This is a genomic window from Pseudomonas sp. E1MeOHC2 (assembly GCF_058745025.1).
Genome location: NZ_CP196675.1, coordinates 2,253,190 through 2,269,316, shown reverse-complemented (window position 1 = coordinate 2,269,316; position 16,127 = coordinate 2,253,190). Strand labels below are relative to the sequence as shown.

The window sequence follows — 16,127 nt, the reverse complement described above, 5'->3', positions numbered from 1 at the left end:
GTGGGGGGCGGCGCAAAGTTACGCGCAGGCTTCGTCCTGATCCAGTAGACGAAGGGCGGTTTCACCCACGTTGCGCACGGCTGCCTCGATTGCCGGCGTAGGCTGGGCGGCGAAGTTCATGCGCAGGCAGTGTCGGAACTTGCCCGAAGCCGAAAAAATGCTGCCCACGGCGACTTGCACCCCCTGCTCCAGTAAAGCGCGGTTCAGCCGCAGCGTGTCGAAATGTTCAGGCAGTTCCACCCACAGCATGAAGCCGCCCTGGGGCCGGCTGACGCGGGTGCCCGGCGGGAAGTAACGGGTCACCCAGTCACTCATCAGGTCGCGGCTGCGTTGGTATTGGCTGCGCATGCGCCGCACGTGGGGCTGGTAATGGCCGGCTTTGATGAAGTCGGCAATGGCCAGCTGGGGTTGGCTGGCGGTACTGCCAGTGCTGATGTATTTCATGTGCAGCACCCGCTCCAGGTAACGGCCCGGCGCGACCCAGCCGATGCGCAAGCCGGGTGCCAAGGTTTTGGAGAACGAGCTGCACAGCAACACGCGGCCGTCGTCGTCGAACGACTTGAGGGTGCGCGGGCGCGGGTAGGTGTAGGCCAGGTCGCCGTACACATCGTCTTCGAGTATGGCCACGTCATAGCGCTGGGCCAGGCTCAGCAAAGCCTTCTTGCGCGCCTCGGGCATGATGTAGCCCAGCGGGTTGTTGCAGCTTGGGGTGATCTGAATGAGCTTGATCGGCCACTGCTCCAGGGCCAGCTCAAGCGCTTCGAGGCTGATGCCGGTGACCGGGTCGGTGGGAATTTCCAGCGCCTTCATGCCCAGGCCCTTGAGGGTTTGCATGGCGCCATGAAAGCTTGGGGAATCGACCGCGACGATAGCGCCCGGCTCGCACACGGCGCGGATGCTGCAGGACAGCGCCTCATGGCAGCCGGTGGTCACCACCAGGTCGGCCGGGCCCAGGCGGCAGCCGGAGTCCAGCATCAAGCGGGCGATCTGTTCACGCAGGGCGAGGTTGCCATGGATGTTGTCGTAGTACAGGCCTGGCATGTCCTGGCGCCGGCTTAGCTGGGCGAGGCTGCGCAGCAGCGGTTTGAGGGTCGGGCTATTGACGTCGGGCATGCCGCGCCCTAGCTGCATCACATCCTGGCGCGGGGTACTGCGGACCAGTTCCAGCACCTGTTCCCACTGGGATATGTCTACCGGGCGCTGGGCTGGGCGGCTGACGGCGGGCAGGGCAGGGAGGTGGCGGTGTTCGCTGACAAAATAGCCAGACTTTGGCCGGGGCGAGACCATGCCGCTGTCTTCGAGCGTGCGGTAGGCCTGTTGCACGGTGCTCAGGCTGACGCCGTGCTCCACGCTCAAGGCGCGCACCGAGGGCAGGCGCTGGCCGGGGCGATACAGGCCTTGTTCGATACGAGCGCCGAGCAACTCGGCGAGATTGAGGTAAAGCGTCACGGCATACTCCAGCGTCGCCGGCCTGCGGCGACCAGTACAGTTGCGCTGAAAATACAGCATTCACCCGTCGATTCGCCAATTCTGTATGGGAATAATAAGCGGTGAGTGGATCTGTATTGTCACCATTGCCGACGCGCATGCTTTCTCCACGGTATCAACTGAATGGGAGAACGCAGCGATGGGTGGCATGAGCGATGTGCGCTTGCAACTGATGGCCAAGGAGCTGGAAACCGGGCAGCAGGCCAAGGTCTTCAACGCGCCGGCAGGCCTGAACCGTTGGGGGCTGATGGTGCATCGCTGGCATACTCGCAGGGCGCTGCTGCAACTGACAGACGATGAGTTGCGCGATGTCGGACTGAGCTGGGAGCAGGCCCGTGAAGAAGGGCGTAAGCCATTTTGGAAAGACTGACGCCGCTCCCACAAGGAGGGCGGTGTAAGCTTTTAGGTCAGCTCTTTGAGTCGGTGCCAGAGCATCCCCAGTGCCAGCAGCGGCGAGCGCAGGTGCTTGCCGCCGGGGAAGGTGATGTGTGGCACCTTGGCGAACAGGTCGAAGCGCCCGCTCTGCTGGCCGCTGATGGCCTCGCCCAGCAGGCGCCCGGCCAGGTGGGTAGCGTTGAGCCCATGGCCAGAGTACGCCTGGGCGTAATAGACGTTCGGCTGGCTGGCCAAACGCCCGATCTGTGGCAGACGGTTGGCGCCGATGCCGATCATGCCGCCCCACTGGAATTCGATGCGCACATCGGCCAGGTGCGGGAAAACCTTGAGCATTTTCGGCCGCATGTAGGCGGCGATGTCTTGCGGGTCGCGGCCGGAATAGTGGCAAGCACCGCCGAACAGCAGCCGGTGGTCCGCAGACAGGCGATAGTAGTCCAGCGCTACGCGCTGGTCGCACACGGCCATGTTCTGCGGCAACAGCGAGCGCGCGCGTTCTTCACCCAGTGGCTCGGTGGCGATGATGTAGCTGCCGGCGGGCAGCACCTTGCCGCCCAGCTCGCGGTTGAGGTCGTTGTGGTAGGCATTGCAGCACAGGACGAGGGTCTTGGCGCGGACCCGGCCCTGAGCGGTGTGTACCTTGACCTCAGGGCCATACTCGATGCGGGTGACTTCCGACTGCTCATACAGGCGCACGCCAAGGCGGCTGGCTACGGCCGCCTCGCCAAGGGCCAGGTTGAGCGGGTGCAGGTGGCCAGAACCCATGTCGATCAGGCCGCCGACATAGCAATCGGCGCCGACCACGCTGTGGATATCGTCTTTGCCGACCAGGCGCAGCTCATGTTCGTAGCCCAGGCTGCGCAGTTCTTCAGCGTCCTCGGCAAAGCCCAGCAGCTCAGCAGGTTTATTGGCCAGGTCGCAATAGCCCCAGGTCAGGTCGCAGGCGATGGCGTGGCGCTCAACCCGCTCGCGGACGATCTCCACGGCTTCCAGGCCCATCAGCTTCATGCTGCGCACGCCTTCTTCGCCGATGACCGGGAGGAACTGATCCAGGCCATGGCCAACCCCGCGGATGAGTTGCCCACCGTTGCGCCCGCTGGCGCCCCAGCCGAGCTTACGGGCTTCCAGCAGGATGACCGAGAGGCCACGCTCGGCCAGTTCGATGGCGGTGTTAATGCCCGAATAGCCACCCCCGACGATGCACACGTCGGCGCTGTGCTCGCCTTGCAGGAACGCGTGGTCGGGGTGGGGCGCGCTGCTGGCGGCGTAGTAAGAGGCGGCGTGCTGCGCGCTGTGGATCATCGGTGGTGTCCTGGCAGTGAGACGAAAGGGCGAGGATAAGCCGGGGCCGGGAGGTGGGCAACATGGCGAGGGCTGCGGGTTCAGCTGTGAATAGGCCTATAATCCAACCTGAATTCTTGCCCTGTACCCCGCCATGTCCTGCAACCGCCACAAAATCCACTTCCTGCGCGAGCTCATCCCTGCCTTCGAGTGCGAGCCCGGCTGCCACGACTGCTGTGGCCCGGTCACTACGTCAGCCGAAGAAATGGCCCGCCTGCCGCGCAAGTCCGAGGCCGAGCAGGCCGCTGCGCTGGAGCACCTGGACTGCGTGCACCTGGGGCCCAACGGTTGCACGGTGTATGAAGAGCGGCCGATGATCTGCCGTCTGTTCGGTACCACCCCGCGCATGGCCTGCCCGCGCGGTCGAGGCCCGGAACAGATGATCGAGCCCGAGGCCGAGCAGCTCGTTCACCAGTTCATTGCCACCACCCGCCAGGTGCTGGTCTAGCCTCAGTCCGGAATCGGCAGGCAGAGGCTCTCCTTCACCTCTTCCATGACGATGTAGCTCTTCGACTCGCGCACATGCGGCAGCTTCAGCAGGATGTCGCCCAGCAGCTTGCGGTACGAGGCCATCTCCGAAATACGCGCTTTGACCAGGTAGTCGAAATCGCCCGAAACCAGGTGGCACTCCAGCACATGGGGCAGCTTGAGCACCGCGCGGCGAAACTCCTCGAAGGTGTCGCCAGACTTGTAGTCAAGGCTGATTTCGACGAACACCAGCAGGCTGCCCTTCAAGTGCTGTGGGTTGAGCCGGGCGTTGTAGCCCATGATGATGCCCTCGCGCTCCAGGCGGCGGACGCGCTCGGTGCACGGGGTGGTGGAAAGCCCAACTTTCTCGCCCAGTTCGGTGAAGGAAATACGCCCGTCATTCTGCAGGATCCGCAGTATGTTGCGGTCGATCTTGTCCAGTTCACGCTTGCTCTGGTGCTGGGTTCTCATAGGGGATGCCCCTCCGTGAAAGGCGATATTGCCGAGAATTCTCGCCAAATATAGGCTTTTATATAGTGAATTGCACTGGTCTGTAATTTTTATACTGCGCGCATCCATGCCAATTCAACAAAAGACTGCGGTGCGCCGCGTGCGAGGGATCAACAATGCGAGTTCTGGTACTTGGTAGCGGTGTAATCGGAACCGCCAGTGCCTATTATCTGGCCCGGCAAGGTTTCGAAGTGACAGTGGTCGACCGCCAGCCGGCGGCAGCCATGGAAACCAGCTTCGCCAACGCAGGCCAGATCTCGCCCGGCTATGCCTCACCCTGGGCTGCCCCGGGCGTGCCGCTCAAAGCGATCAAGTGGCTGCTCGAACGCCACGCGCCGCTGGCCATCAAGCTCACCGGCGACGTCGACCAGTACCTGTGGATGGCACAGATGCTGCGCAACTGCACCGCCAACCGGTATGCGGTGAACAAGGAGCGCATGGTGCGTCTGTCCGAGTACAGCCGCGATTGCCTCGACGAGCTGCGTGCTGAAACCGGCATCGCTTACGAAGCCCGCACCCTGGGCACTACCCAGTTGTTCCGCACCCAGGCTCAGGTCGATGCCGCTGCCAAGGACATCGCCGTGCTTGAGCAGTCCGGTGTGCCGTATGAGCTGCTCGACCGCGATGGCATTGCCCGCGTCGAGCCGGCCCTGGCCGGGGTGAAAGACATTCTCGCCGGTGCACTGCGCCTGCCCAACGACCAGACCGGCGACTGCCAGCTGTTCACCACCAAGCTTGCCGACATGGCGCAGAAGCTGGGCGTGGAGTTCCGCTTCGGCCAGGACATCCAGCGCCTGGACTTTGCCGGCGATCGCATCAATGGCGTGTGGATCGACGGCAAGCTGGAAACCGCCGACCGCTACGTGCTGGCCCTGGGCAGCTACTCGCCGCAGATGCTCAAGCCACTGGGCATCAAGGCGCCGGTCTACCCGCTCAAGGGTTACTCGCTGACCGTGCCGATCACCAACGCCGAGATGGCGCCGACGTCGACCATTCTCGACGAGACCTACAAGGTCGCCATCACCCGTTTCGACAACCGCATCCGCGTTGGCGGCATGGCTGAGATCGCCGGTTTTGACCTGTCGCTCAACCCACGTCGACGCGAAACGCTGGAGATGATCGTCAACGACCTTTATCCTCGCGGCGGTGACCTGAGCCAAGCCAGTTTCTGGACCGGCCTGCGCCCGGCCACCCCGGACGGTACGCCGATCGTGGGCGCCACTGCGTTCCGTAACCTGTTCCTCAACACCGGTCACGGGACCTTGGGCTGGACCATGGCGTGCGGCTCCGGTCGCCTGCTGGCCGACCTGATTGCGCGCAAAAAGCCGCAGATCAGTGCCGAAGGGCTGGATATTTCCCGGTATGGCAACAGCCGGGAAGTGGCCAAGCAAGGCCAGACCGCGCCGGTTCACCAGCAGTAAGTTCACCTGTACCGGCCTCTTCGCGGGCAAGCCCGCTCCCACAGGTACTGCACAGTGTTCGATAGCTGTGCCGACCTTGTGGGAGCGGGCTTGCCCCGCGAAGAAGCAAACACTGTTCTTAAACTGAACCACCATAAGGCATGCCGCTATGCGTCCCGCCCGCGCCCTGATCGACCTCCAGGCCCTGCGCCACAACTACCGCCTCGCCCGTGAACTGACCGGCGCCAAAGCCCTTGCCGTGATCAAGGCCGATGCCTACGGCCACGGCGCGGTGCGTTGCGCCCTGGCGCTGGAGGCCGAAGCCGATGGCTTTGCCGTGGCCTGCATCGAAGAAGCGCTGGAACTGCGCGCCGCTGGCATCAAAGCCCCGGTGCTGCTGCTCGAAGGCTTTTTCGAGGCCAGCGAGCTGGCGCTGATGGCCGAGCACGACCTCTGGTGCGTGGTGCATTCGCTGTGGCAACTCGAAGCGATCGAAAAGACCCACGTGCACAAGCCACTGACCCTCTGGCTGAAACTCGACAGCGGCATGCACCGCGTCGGCTTGCACCCCAAGGATTACCACGCGGCGTATGAGCGCCTGCTGGCCACTGGCAAGGTTGCGCGCATTGTCTTGATGAGCCACTTCGCCCGTGCCGACGAACTGGACGCCGACGCCACCGCCGAGCAGATCGCGGTGTTCGAGGCCGCGCGCCAGGGCCTGGCCGCCGAGTGCAGCCTGCGCAATTCGCCCGCAGTGCTGGCATGGCCGCAGGCCGGCGGCGACTGGGTGCGCCCAGGCCTGATGCTGTATGGCGCTACGCCGTTTGAAGTGGCCCAGGCCGAGGCGCAACGCCTGCAACCGGTGATGACCCTGCAATCGCGGGTCATCAGCGTGCGCGAACTGCCGGCCGGCGAGCCGGTGGGCTATGGCGCCAAGTTCATCAGCCCGCGGCCGACCCGGGTCGGTGTGGTCGCCATGGGCTATGCCGATGGCTACCCGCGCCAGGCGCCCAACGGCACCCCGGTGATGGTTGCCGGCAAGCGCACCCAGCTGATTGGCCGGGTGTCGATGGACATGCTCTGCATCGACCTGACCGATGTCCCTGAGGCTACCGTCGGCAGCCCGGTGGAGCTGTGGGGCAAGCAGGTGCTGGCCAGCGAAGTGGCTGCGCATGCCGGTACCATTCCCTATCAGATCTTCTGCAACCTGAAGCGGGTGCCGAAGGACTACTGCGGTGAGTAAGTGCGACGAATAAGACGCTGAAGCGGACAGCGTGAGGGGTGGTGTGTTGTAAATACTGAACGGCATTGCCATGATATCGTTCACATCCACCCCCCATTTCTACCCGTTTCAGGAGGCTCCAGCTTTGGACGTCGGCGAACGACTGCAAGCCATCCGCAAGCTCAAGGGCCTGTCACAACGTGAACTCGCCAAGCGCGCGGGCGTAACCAACAGCACCATCTCGATGATCGAGAAGAACAGCGTCAGCCCTTCGATCAGTTCGCTGCGCAAGGTGTTGAGTGGCATTCCGATGTCCATGGTGGAATTCTTTTCGGTCGAATTGGCCGCTGAAAGCCCAACGCAGGTCGTCTACAAGGCCCACGAGCTGATCGATATCTCGGACGGTGCGGTGACCATGAAGCTGGTGGGCAAGTCGCACCCCAACCGCGCCATCGCGTTTCTCACCGAGGTCTACCCACCGGGTGCCGACACTGGCGCCGAGATGCTCACCCACGACGGCGAAGAGACCGGCATCCTGCTCGAAGGCCGGCTTGAGCTGGTGGTCGGCAACGAGATCTTCATCCTTGAGGAAGGCGACAGCTACTACTTCGAAAGCACCCGCCCGCACCGCTTTCGCAACCCCTTCGATGAACCCGCCCGGCTGATCAGCGCTGCAACGCCTTCAAACTTTTGATCCAGCGCAGTGCATTGATTCGGCAATACCCCTTTCCTGTGTGGGGTCGTTTCACGGTCTCTGGGTTCCCGCTATACTTTTCAACGCTCGCCGACCCGTGGCCGCGAGCGTGATTAGCCACCATGAGGGTGTACGCGTGAACCAAATCAAGAAGATGCTGGCCGTACCAGCAGCCGTATTCGCCCTCTGGGCAATGAGCGCAACCGCTGCGACCAATGACGATATCGCCAAGCGCCTCGAGCCGGTTGGCCAGGTGTGCGTCCAGGGCCAGGAGTGCAAGGGCATGGAAGTGGCTGTTGCAGCAGGGGGCGGGGGTGCCAAGACGCCCGATGAGATCATCGCCAAGCACTGCAATGCCTGCCATGGCACCGGGCTGCTTGGTGCGCCTAAAGTGGGCGACACCGCCGCGTGGAAAGAACGCGCCGACCACCAGGGCGGCCTGGATGGCATCCTGGCCAAGGCCATTACCGGCATCAATGCCATGCCGCCCAAAGGCACCTGCGCGGACTGCTCGGATGACGACCTGAAAGGGGCGATCAAGAAAATGTCCGGGCTGTAAGACACAGCTGAATCGCACGAGGCCCGCCGTTGATGGCGGGCTTTGTATTTGTGCTGCCTGTACCGGCCTCTTCGCGGGCAAGCCCGCTTGTGTCTTGGAGAGGGAATAGAATCTGAAGTGAGAGCGGTGAATGGCAAGCTGATAGCCCGAGGTGCCCAGAGCACGTGTGGGAGCAAAAGCTGCCATTCACCGTTCCACTTTGGCGAGAGCCCGAACAGTTGGATGAGGGGCGTAATCTCGAATCACAAGCGTGGGCCAAGCCAAAGCGCTCTCACTCCTTGAGTTTAAGAGGGTTTGGCCATGTCTTCCTCTGTCGGCATCGATGTTTCCAGTGCCACACTTGCTGTTCACATCCGCCCTGAGGGGGTGAACTTCAGTGTTTCCAATGACTTGAAGGGATTCCAACTGCTCGTCGAAAAGCTTGGCGGGTATGCAGTTTCAATGGTCTTGCTCGAAGCTACCGGTGGCTACGAGTGCAATGTCCTCAAAGCGCTGCAGGATGCCGATTTTCCGGTTTGCCGGATCAATCCCAGTCGTGCCCGGGACTTTGCCAAGTCGATGGGTAAACGCGCCAAGACCGATCCCATTGACGCAGCGGTTTTGGCTCACCTGGCTGAAGTTATGCCCCCACGGCCTTGCCAGGTGATGACACCCGAGCGGGCCTTGCTGCGCGAACTGCTTATGCAGCGGGATCGCTTCGTCCAACAGCGCGACGATGACAAGCGGCGCCTGAAGCAGGCGCGGGCTCCCAGTGTTTGTTTGCGGTTGGAACAACACATCGGCTATCTGAAGGGTGAAATTCGAGCGCTGGAACAAGAGATCGCACAGCAGGCAGCAGCTTTGCCTGATGACCGGGTTAAACAGCTCACTCAAGTCAAAGGAATTGGTCTGATTACTGCCGGAAAGCTGATGGCCTTGCTGCCAGAGCTGGGCCAGGTGGATAAGAAGGAAATTGCCGCCTTGGTCGGTGTTGCGCCGTTCAACCAGGACAGCGGCAAGCAGTCGGGCAAGCGTTCAATCTGGGGGGGGCGCTCACAAGTCAGGCGGGCGCTCTATATGGCCTGCTGGGTGGTGATACGGCACAACAAGGACTTCTGCGAGCGCTACAAAGCACTGCGAGCCCAAGGGAAGTGCGCGAAAGTATCGGTGGTGGCGTGTATGCGAGTATTGATAGTGAGGCTAAATGCGATGCTCAAGACCGGAACGCCCTGGAAGGAGCAAATAGCTCATTCGTAGGAGCAAGCCTTGCTGGCGATGCCCGGCACAGCCGGGCCTGGGGCGCTACGCGCCCCATCGCCGGCAAGCCCGCTCCCACACGGACCTCACAGTCTTTGAATGCTGCGCTGTACCTGTGGGAGCGGGCTTGCCCGCGAAGGGGCCCGCACAGGCAACCAACCCGCCATACCCCATGTCCAACCCCTGAACCCACGGAAGACTCAGGAGGCCAAGATGCACCTCTGCGCCATCGATCAGGCCGTCGAGCAAGTCCTGTCGCGCCTGCCGGCCCATATCCACATGGGCCTGCCACTGGGCCTTGGCAAACCCAACGCCTTCGTCAACGCCTTGTACGCCCGAGTGCGCGAACTGCCCGAGCGGCGCCTGACGATCTACACCGCCTTGTCCCTTGGCCGTCCTCCCTTGGGCGATGGCCTGCAGCGGCGCTTCCTCGAGCCTTTCGTCGAACGTGTGTTCGCTGACTACGAAGAGCTCACCTACCTCGCCGACCTGCGCCACGACCAGCTGCCACCGAACATCCGCGTCGAGCAGTTCTTCATGCAGCCTGGCAGCCTGCTGCACAGCGAGGCCGCCCAACAGGACTACATCAGCAGCAACTACAGCCATGCCGCCCGCGACATCAACGCCAAGGGCTTGAACCTGATTGCCCAGCTGGTGGCTGCCACGCCAGAAAAGCCCGTGCACCTGAGCCTGGCCTGCAACCCCGACATCACCCTCGACCTGTTGCCGATGATCGCCAAGCGCCGTGCGGCCGGTGAGACCATTCTCATGCTCGGGCAGGTTCATGCCGAACTGCCCTACATGCCGGGCGATTCGGAGCTGAGCATCGACGCCTTCGACCTGCTGATCGACCAGGTGGAGCAACGCCGGCTGTTCTCCACGCCGAACATGCCAGTCAACACCCAGGACCATTGCATCGGCCTGCACGCCAGCACCCTGGTGCGCGACGGCGGCACTTTGCAGATCGGCATCGGCGCCATGGGCGATGCCGTAGCTGCCGCGCTGCTGGCGCGCCAGGGTGACAACGTGGGTTACCGGGCGCTGATGGAGGAACTCGACGTTGGTCCCTGGCAGGCCTTGATCGAGCGGGAAGGGGGGGTGGAGCCTTTCGCCCAAGGCCTTTACGGCTGTAGCGAAATGTTCGTCAACGGCCTGCTGGCGCTGGCCGAGGCGGGCGTGGTGCGGCGCCCGGCGGACGAGCAGGGCGTGCTGGTGCACGGCGGGTTTTTCCTTGGCCCGAGGGCGTTCTACCAACGCTTGCGCGAAATGCCACTGGAGCAGCGCACACGCTTTGCCATGACGCGGATCAGCTACATCAACGAGCTGTATGGCCAGGAAGACCTGAAGCGCCGCCAGCGTCGGGATGCCCGCTTCATCAACACCGTGTTCACCATGACCTTGCTCGGCGCGGGGGTTGCCGACCAGTTGGAGGATGGCCGTGTGCTCAGCGGCGTGGGCGGGCAGTACAACTTCGTCGCCCAAGGCCACACGCTGGAGGGCGGGCGCTCGATTTTGCTGCTGCGTAGCTGGCGCGAGGCGGGTGGGCAGGTGACGTCCAACCTGCTCTGGCAGTATGGCCACTGCACCATCCCTCGGCATTTGCGCGACATTGTGGTGACCGAATACGGCATCGCTGATTTGCGTGGGCAGACTGACAGTGAGGTGATTGCGCGGCTGCTGGCGGTCAGTGACTCCAGGTTCCAAGGTGAGCTGATGGAGCAGGCCAAGAACGCCGGCAAGCTGGCCAAGGATTTCGAGCTGGATGCACGCTTTACAGGCAATACGCCGGAGCGCCTTGAGGCCATCCGGGCACGGCATGCAGGGTTGTTTCCGGAGTATCCGCTGGGGACTGATTTCACGGCAGAGGAGCGGGATTTGCTGCGGGCGCTGAACTGGTTGAAGAGCAAGTTCAAGTTGAGCGAGGTGCTGGAGCTGGGCAAGGCCGCGCTGGATGCGCCGGGGCCGGAGGGCTATGAGGGGCACCTGAAGCGGATGGGGCTGGACGCTCCGCAGGGATTGAAGGAAGAGTTGTATCAGCGGCTTTTGCTGGCAGGGTTGGCGGCGTCCTGAAGATAGCCGGGGCTGCTTTGCAGCCCATCGCCGGCAAGCCAGCTCCCACAGGTACTTCACGAGGCCGAGCCTTGTGCAGTACCTGTGGGAGCTGGCTTGCCGGCGATGGGGCCGGTACAGGCTTACTCGATGAAGCTGACCACACCACCTTCCAGCGATTTCACCCGAGCCAGCGATTCAACGCGGTAGCCCTGGCTGTCCAGCTCGGCACGGCCGCCCTGGAACGACTTCTCGATGACGATACCCAGGCCAGCCACAGTGGCGCCGGCCTGCTTGATGATCGAGATCAGTGCCTGCGACGCCTTGCCGTTGGCCAGGAAGTCATCGATTACCAGCACGCGGTCGCTGCTGTTGAGATGGCGCGGCGAGATGGCCACGGTGTTCTCGGTCTGCTTGGTGAAGGAATACACCGAGGCGGTCAGCAGGTTTTCGGTCAGGGTCAGCGACTGGTGCTTGCGTGCGAAGATCACCGGCACGCCCAGCTTCAGGCCAGTCATCACCGCAGGGGCAATGCCCGAGGCTTCGATGGTGACGATCTTGGTCACGCCGGCATCGGCGTAAAGGCGGGCGAACTCGTCACCGATCAACTGCATCAGCGCAGGGTCGATCTGGTGGTTGAGAAACGCGTCGACTTTAAGTACCTGATCGGAAAGCACGATGCCTTCTTCGCGAATCTTCTGATGCAGTGCTTCCACTGTGGTTTTCCTCGATGTAGCAAAGGTGGCCGCAACAGCGGCAACGGTTAAAGAGTAAGGGTTGATCAGCGTTTGAGCATTGCCCGAATATCGGCCAGTGCGTTGTTGCCACGCGCGGCTTTGACTTCGACTGGCGCATCGTCCAGGCCTTCCCAGGCCAGGTCGTCCGGCGGCAGTTCGTCGAGGAACCGGCTCGGAGTGCAGTCGATGATCTCGCCGTACTGCTTGCGCTTGGCCGCAAAGGTGAAGGCCAGGGTCTGGCGTGCGCGGGTAATGCCCACGTAGGCCAGGCGGCGTTCTTCTTCGATGGTGTCGGCTTCGATGCTGGAGCGGTGCGGAAGGATCTCTTCTTCCATGCCCATGATGAACACGTAAGGGAATTCCAGGCCCTTGGAGGCATGCAGGGTCATCATCTGCACACCTTCGGCGTTTTCTTCCTCTTCCTGCTGGCGTTCGAGCATGTCGCGCAGCACCAACTTGCCGATGGCGTCTTCGATGGTCATGTCACCCTCTTCGTCCTTCTCGAGGGTGTTTTTCAGCGCTTCGACCAGGAACCAGACGTTGCTGATGCGAAACTCCGCGGCCTTGTCGCTGGCGGTTTGCTGGCGGATCCAGTTCTCGTAGTCGATGTCGCGGATCATCTCGTGCAGCGCGGCGATCGGGTCATCCAGCGCCACCTTGTGGCGCACCCCGTCCAGCCAGTGCTTGAAGCGCTGCAGGCGCTCGGTGTAACGGGCGTCCAGGTGCTCGCCCAGGCCCAGTTCTTCACTGGCGGCGTACATCGAGATACCGCGTTCGGTCGAGTAGTTGCCGAGCTTTTCCAGGGTCGTGGAACCGATTTCCCGGCGCGGCACGTTGATGACTCGCAGGTAGGCGTTGTCGTCGTCCGGGTTCACCAGCAGACGCAGGTAGGCCATGAGGTCCTTGACCTCCTGGCGGCCGAAGAAGCTGTTACCGCCCGAAAGGCGGTACGGCACCTGGTGGTGCTGCAGCTTCAGTTCGATCAGCTTGGCCTGGTAGTTGCCACGGTAGAGGATGGCAAAGTCGCTGTACGGGCGGTTGGTGCGCAGGTGCAGGGTGAGGATTTCCATGGCCACGCGTTCGGCCTCGGCTTCCTCGTTCTTGCAGCGAATCACACGGATCTCGTCGCCCACGCCCATCTCGCTCCACAACTGCTTTTCGAACGCGTGCGGGTTGTTGGCGATCAGCACGTTGGCGCAGCGCAGGATGCGGCTGGTGGAGCGGTAGTTCTGCTCCAGCATGACGATTTTCAGGGAGGGGTAATCCTCCTTGAGCAGCATCAGGTTCTCGGGGCGCGCGCCACGCCAGGCGTAGATCGACTGGTCGTCGTCGCCCACCACGGTGAATTGGTTGCGCATGCCGATCAGCATCTTCACCAGCAGGTACTGGCTGGCGTTGGTGTCCTGGTACTCGTCCACCAGCAGGTAGCGCACGCGGTTCTGCCAGCGCTCCAGCACCTCGGGGTGCTCCTGGAACAGCTTGACTGGCTGCAGGATCAGGTCGTCGAAGTCCACTGCGTTGAACGCCTTGAGCGTGCGCTGGTAGTGGGTGTAGACAATGGCGGCGGTCTGCTCGCGCGGGTTGCGGGCCTTTTCCAGCGCCTCGGGAGGGAGGATCAGGTCGTTCTTCCAGGCACCGATCATGTTCTTGATCTCGTCGATGCCGTCGTCGCCGGAATACTCTTTCTGCATGATGTCCGACAGCAACGCCTTGATGTCGGACTCGTCGAAGATCGAGAAGCCTGGCTTGTAGCCCAGCTTGTCGTGCTCCTTGCGGATGATGTTCAAGCCCAGGTTGTGGAAGGTGCATACCGTCAGGCCACGGCCTTCCCCCGGTCGCAGCAGGGTGGCGACCCGCTCCTTCATCTCGCGTGCGGCCTTGTTGGTGAAGGTCATCGCCACGATGTACTGGGCACGGATGCCGCAGTTCTGGATCAGGTGGGCAATCTTGCGGGTAATGACGCTGGTCTTGCCGGAACCTGCACCGGCGAGCACCAAAAGAGGGCCGCCGACGTAGTCACGGGCTTCCTGTTGCCTGGGATTGAGTCGGGACATGCTAGAAACCGGGGGTCGCCAGAAAATAGCCGCGCATTCTAACAGGCATGGGCCGGTTGTGGCGCGACCGTCTGACGTCTGAGTCAGACTTTTGTCTGCGCATAAGCATTAGTCAGGCTCATGCTATTCCCTTAAAAAATCGTATTTGCCGCTTTGCTTGGTTTCGCGCAGGATGCACGACGAAATACGTCGTTGCCTACCTGTATAAAAACGTAAATCATTTCCATTCATGCAGTGGCATACTTCGCTTCTGCCGTTGTACCCCGCCCAAGCCCTAAGGAGCCCGCTTGTCCACGCCTGTCGAACCTTTGCGTTTGCTGCTGTTGGCTGATGAGCCGCAATGGGCGGTGCTGTTGCGTGAGTGCGTGCAGGCACTGGGCGGCAGCGCAGTGCTGCTGACCGCACCTGACTGGGAGTCGGTCGACAGCCTGTTCAGCCATGAGCGTCAGGCCGTGATCCTGGCCACCCCGGCCTTGCAGCCGGCCCCTGGGCGCTGCGAGTTGCCCACCATCTTGCTGCTCGACCACGAGCCAGAGGTCGCGCCCAGCGGGGTCAGCGACTGGCTGGTGCGCGACCATCTGAATGTCGATGCCTTGCGCCGGTCATTGCGCCATGTGCGCGAGCGCGGCGTGCTGGTCGCCACCTTGCAGCGCCTGGCCGAGCAGGACCCGCTGACCGGCATTGCCAACCGCCAGGGTTTTCAGGCCTTGCTGACGGCGCGTCTGGCCGAAAGTGACGGCCGTGGCCTGGCCCTCGGCCACCTGGACCTGGACAACTTCCGCCACGTCAACGATGCCCTCGGCCACCAGAGTGGCGACCGCCTTATCCTGCAGGTGGTGGCTCGGCTCAAGCAGCAGTTGGAAGCCGGTGACCAGCTGGCGCGCCTGGGCAGCGACGAGTTTGCCCTGTTGATCGATACCCGCCGTGACCCAAACCGTGCCGAGTGGATGGCCGAACGCATTATCGAGGCCTTGGCCGAACCCTACTGGATCGACGGCGAAAGCCTGCTGCTCGGCTGCAGCCTGGGCCTGGCGCATGCCCGCGCGCAGAGCGGCGCTGACCCGCTGATGTGGCATGCGCACATCGCCATGCGTCAGGCCAAGGGCAGCCAGGGCTGTACCTTTCATGTGTTCAATGAACGGATCAACCGCAACGCGCGCAGCCTCGCCGACCTGGAAAGCGAGCTGCGCCGGGCGCTACGCCGTGACGAGCTGGAGCTTCACTACCAGCCACGGCTGAACCTGGCCGACGGGCGCATCGTGGGCCTTGAGGCGCTGGTGCGCTGGCGCCATGCCGAGCGCGGCCTGTTGCCACCGAGCGAGTTCGTGCCGCTGGCCGAGCAGAGCGGGCTGATCGTGCCGCTGGGCTACTGGGTCATATCGCGCGCGCTGCGCGACATGCAGGCGCTGTGCGAACAAGGCTTCGCGCCGCTGCACATGGCGGTGAACCTTAGCTTTCGCCAGTTTCAGGACAGCCAGCTACTGACGACCCTGAGCCGGTTGATCATCGAGCACGGTGTCGATGCCCGCTGGTTGGAGTTCGAGCTGACCGAGACGGCGGTCATGCGCCGCAACGAGCTGGTGCGCCAGACCATGGATGCCCTGGGGCGCCTGGGCGTGCGTTTTTCCCTCGATGACTTTGGTACCGGGTTCTCGTCGTTCGTGCACCTGAACAGCCTGCCGATTGCCTTGCTCAAGGTTGATCGCAGCTTTGTCGCCGAGATGGAAATGCGCGAAGAGAACCGCAAGCTGGTGCACGCCATGATCAACCTGGCGCACAACCTCAACCTCGAAGTGGTCGCCGAGGGCGTGGAGACCGAGGCACAGATGGCCCTGCTGCGTGAGTTCGGCTGTGACCAGGTACAGGGTTTTTTGGTCAGCAAGCCGCTACCGGTGGGGGAACTGATGACGTTTTTGCAGGAAAGTGACAGGCCGCACCTGGTTAGCTTGTAACACTGCAGGGGCGCAAAGCGCCCC

Annotated in this window: 14 protein-coding genes; 9 read left to right on the top strand and 5 right to left on the bottom strand. The window is 62.7% G+C overall.

What is annotated here, in order from left to right; translation table 11 throughout:
* Positions 1 to 18: 18 nt before the first annotated feature.
* Positions 19 to 1,449 carry an aminotransferase-like domain-containing protein gene (locus ACSSU5_RS10115; protein WP_492561099.1) on the bottom strand — a complete coding sequence of 477 codons (1,431 nt, stop codon included), beginning with the start codon at positions 1,447 to 1,449 and terminating at the stop codon, positions 19 to 21.
* A 178-nt stretch (positions 1,450 to 1,627) separates the two neighbouring features.
* Here ACSSU5_RS10115 and ACSSU5_RS10110 point away from each other — a divergent pair, with 178 nt between their 5' ends.
* Positions 1,628 to 1,858, top strand: a complete 231-nt coding sequence (locus ACSSU5_RS10110; protein WP_264311026.1) for a DUF1127 domain-containing protein — start codon at positions 1,628 to 1,630, stop codon at positions 1,856 to 1,858.
* Between the two features lie 32 nt (positions 1,859 to 1,890).
* Here the strand turns inward: ACSSU5_RS10110 and ACSSU5_RS10105 are convergent, their stop codons facing one another.
* Positions 1,891 to 3,183, bottom strand: a complete 1,293-nt coding sequence (locus ACSSU5_RS10105; RefSeq protein ID WP_264311027.1) for an NAD(P)/FAD-dependent oxidoreductase — start codon at positions 3,181 to 3,183, stop codon at positions 1,891 to 1,893.
* A 133-nt stretch (positions 3,184 to 3,316) separates the two neighbouring features.
* Between ACSSU5_RS10105 and ACSSU5_RS10100 the strand changes: the two genes are divergently transcribed.
* Positions 3,317 to 3,670: a YkgJ family cysteine cluster protein gene (locus ACSSU5_RS10100; RefSeq protein WP_264311028.1), complete on the top strand. Its 354-nt coding sequence runs from the start codon at positions 3,317 to 3,319 to the stop codon at positions 3,668 to 3,670.
* Positions 3,671 to 3,672: 2 nt separating this feature from the next.
* Here the strand turns inward: ACSSU5_RS10100 and dadR are convergent, their stop codons facing one another.
* Positions 3,673 to 4,161: a transcriptional regulator DadR gene (dadR, locus tag ACSSU5_RS10095; protein ID WP_003258963.1), complete on the bottom strand. Its 489-nt coding sequence runs from the start codon at positions 4,159 to 4,161 to the stop codon at positions 3,673 to 3,675.
* Positions 4,162 to 4,316: 155 nt separating this feature from the next.
* Between dadR and dadA the strand changes: the two genes are divergently transcribed.
* The 6 genes from dadA (at position 4,317) to ACSSU5_RS10065 (ending at position 11,381) form a co-directional block, all read left to right on the top strand.
* Positions 4,317 to 5,621 (top strand): D-amino acid dehydrogenase, encoded by a 1,305-nt coding sequence (dadA, locus tag ACSSU5_RS10090; protein ID WP_264311029.1) that lies wholly within the window; start codon positions 4,317 to 4,319, stop codon positions 5,619 to 5,621.
* 148 nt (positions 5,622 to 5,769) lie between these two features.
* Positions 5,770 to 6,843 carry an alanine racemase gene (gene alr / locus ACSSU5_RS10085; protein ID WP_264311030.1) on the top strand — a complete coding sequence of 358 codons (1,074 nt, stop codon included), beginning with the start codon at positions 5,770 to 5,772 and terminating at the stop codon, positions 6,841 to 6,843.
* Between the two features lie 124 nt (positions 6,844 to 6,967).
* Positions 6,968 to 7,516 carry a cupin domain-containing protein gene (locus tag ACSSU5_RS10080; RefSeq protein ID WP_264311031.1) on the top strand — a complete coding sequence of 183 codons (549 nt, stop codon included), beginning with the start codon at positions 6,968 to 6,970 and terminating at the stop codon, positions 7,514 to 7,516.
* 154 nt (positions 7,517 to 7,670) lie between these two features.
* Positions 7,671 to 8,075, top strand: coding sequence for a c-type cytochrome (locus ACSSU5_RS10075; RefSeq protein ID WP_033692624.1), 405 nt, complete (start codon positions 7,671 to 7,673; stop codon positions 8,073 to 8,075).
* Positions 8,076 to 8,375: 300 nt separating this feature from the next.
* Positions 8,376 to 9,311, top strand: a complete 936-nt coding sequence (locus ACSSU5_RS10070; protein WP_492560428.1) for an IS110 family transposase — start codon at positions 8,376 to 8,378, stop codon at positions 9,309 to 9,311.
* A 213-nt stretch (positions 9,312 to 9,524) separates the two neighbouring features.
* Positions 9,525 to 11,381: an acetyl-CoA hydrolase/transferase C-terminal domain-containing protein gene (locus tag ACSSU5_RS10065; protein WP_492561098.1), complete on the top strand. Its 1,857-nt coding sequence runs from the start codon at positions 9,525 to 9,527 to the stop codon at positions 11,379 to 11,381.
* Between the two features lie 122 nt (positions 11,382 to 11,503).
* Here the strand turns inward: ACSSU5_RS10065 and ACSSU5_RS10060 are convergent, their stop codons facing one another.
* Entirely contained in the window at positions 11,504 to 12,076 is a 573-nt protein-coding gene (locus ACSSU5_RS10060) for a xanthine phosphoribosyltransferase (RefSeq protein WP_264311033.1), read from the bottom strand.
* Positions 12,077 to 12,141: 65 nt separating this feature from the next.
* Positions 12,142 to 14,151, bottom strand: coding sequence for a DNA helicase Rep (rep, locus tag ACSSU5_RS10055; RefSeq protein ID WP_099430788.1), 2,010 nt, complete (start codon positions 14,149 to 14,151; stop codon positions 12,142 to 12,144).
* A gap of 287 nt (positions 14,152 to 14,438) precedes the next feature.
* Between rep and ACSSU5_RS10050 the strand changes: the two genes are divergently transcribed.
* Positions 14,439 to 16,103: a putative bifunctional diguanylate cyclase/phosphodiesterase gene (locus tag ACSSU5_RS10050; protein WP_492561097.1), complete on the top strand. Its 1,665-nt coding sequence runs from the start codon at positions 14,439 to 14,441 to the stop codon at positions 16,101 to 16,103.
* Positions 16,104 to 16,127: the final 24 nt, after the last annotated feature.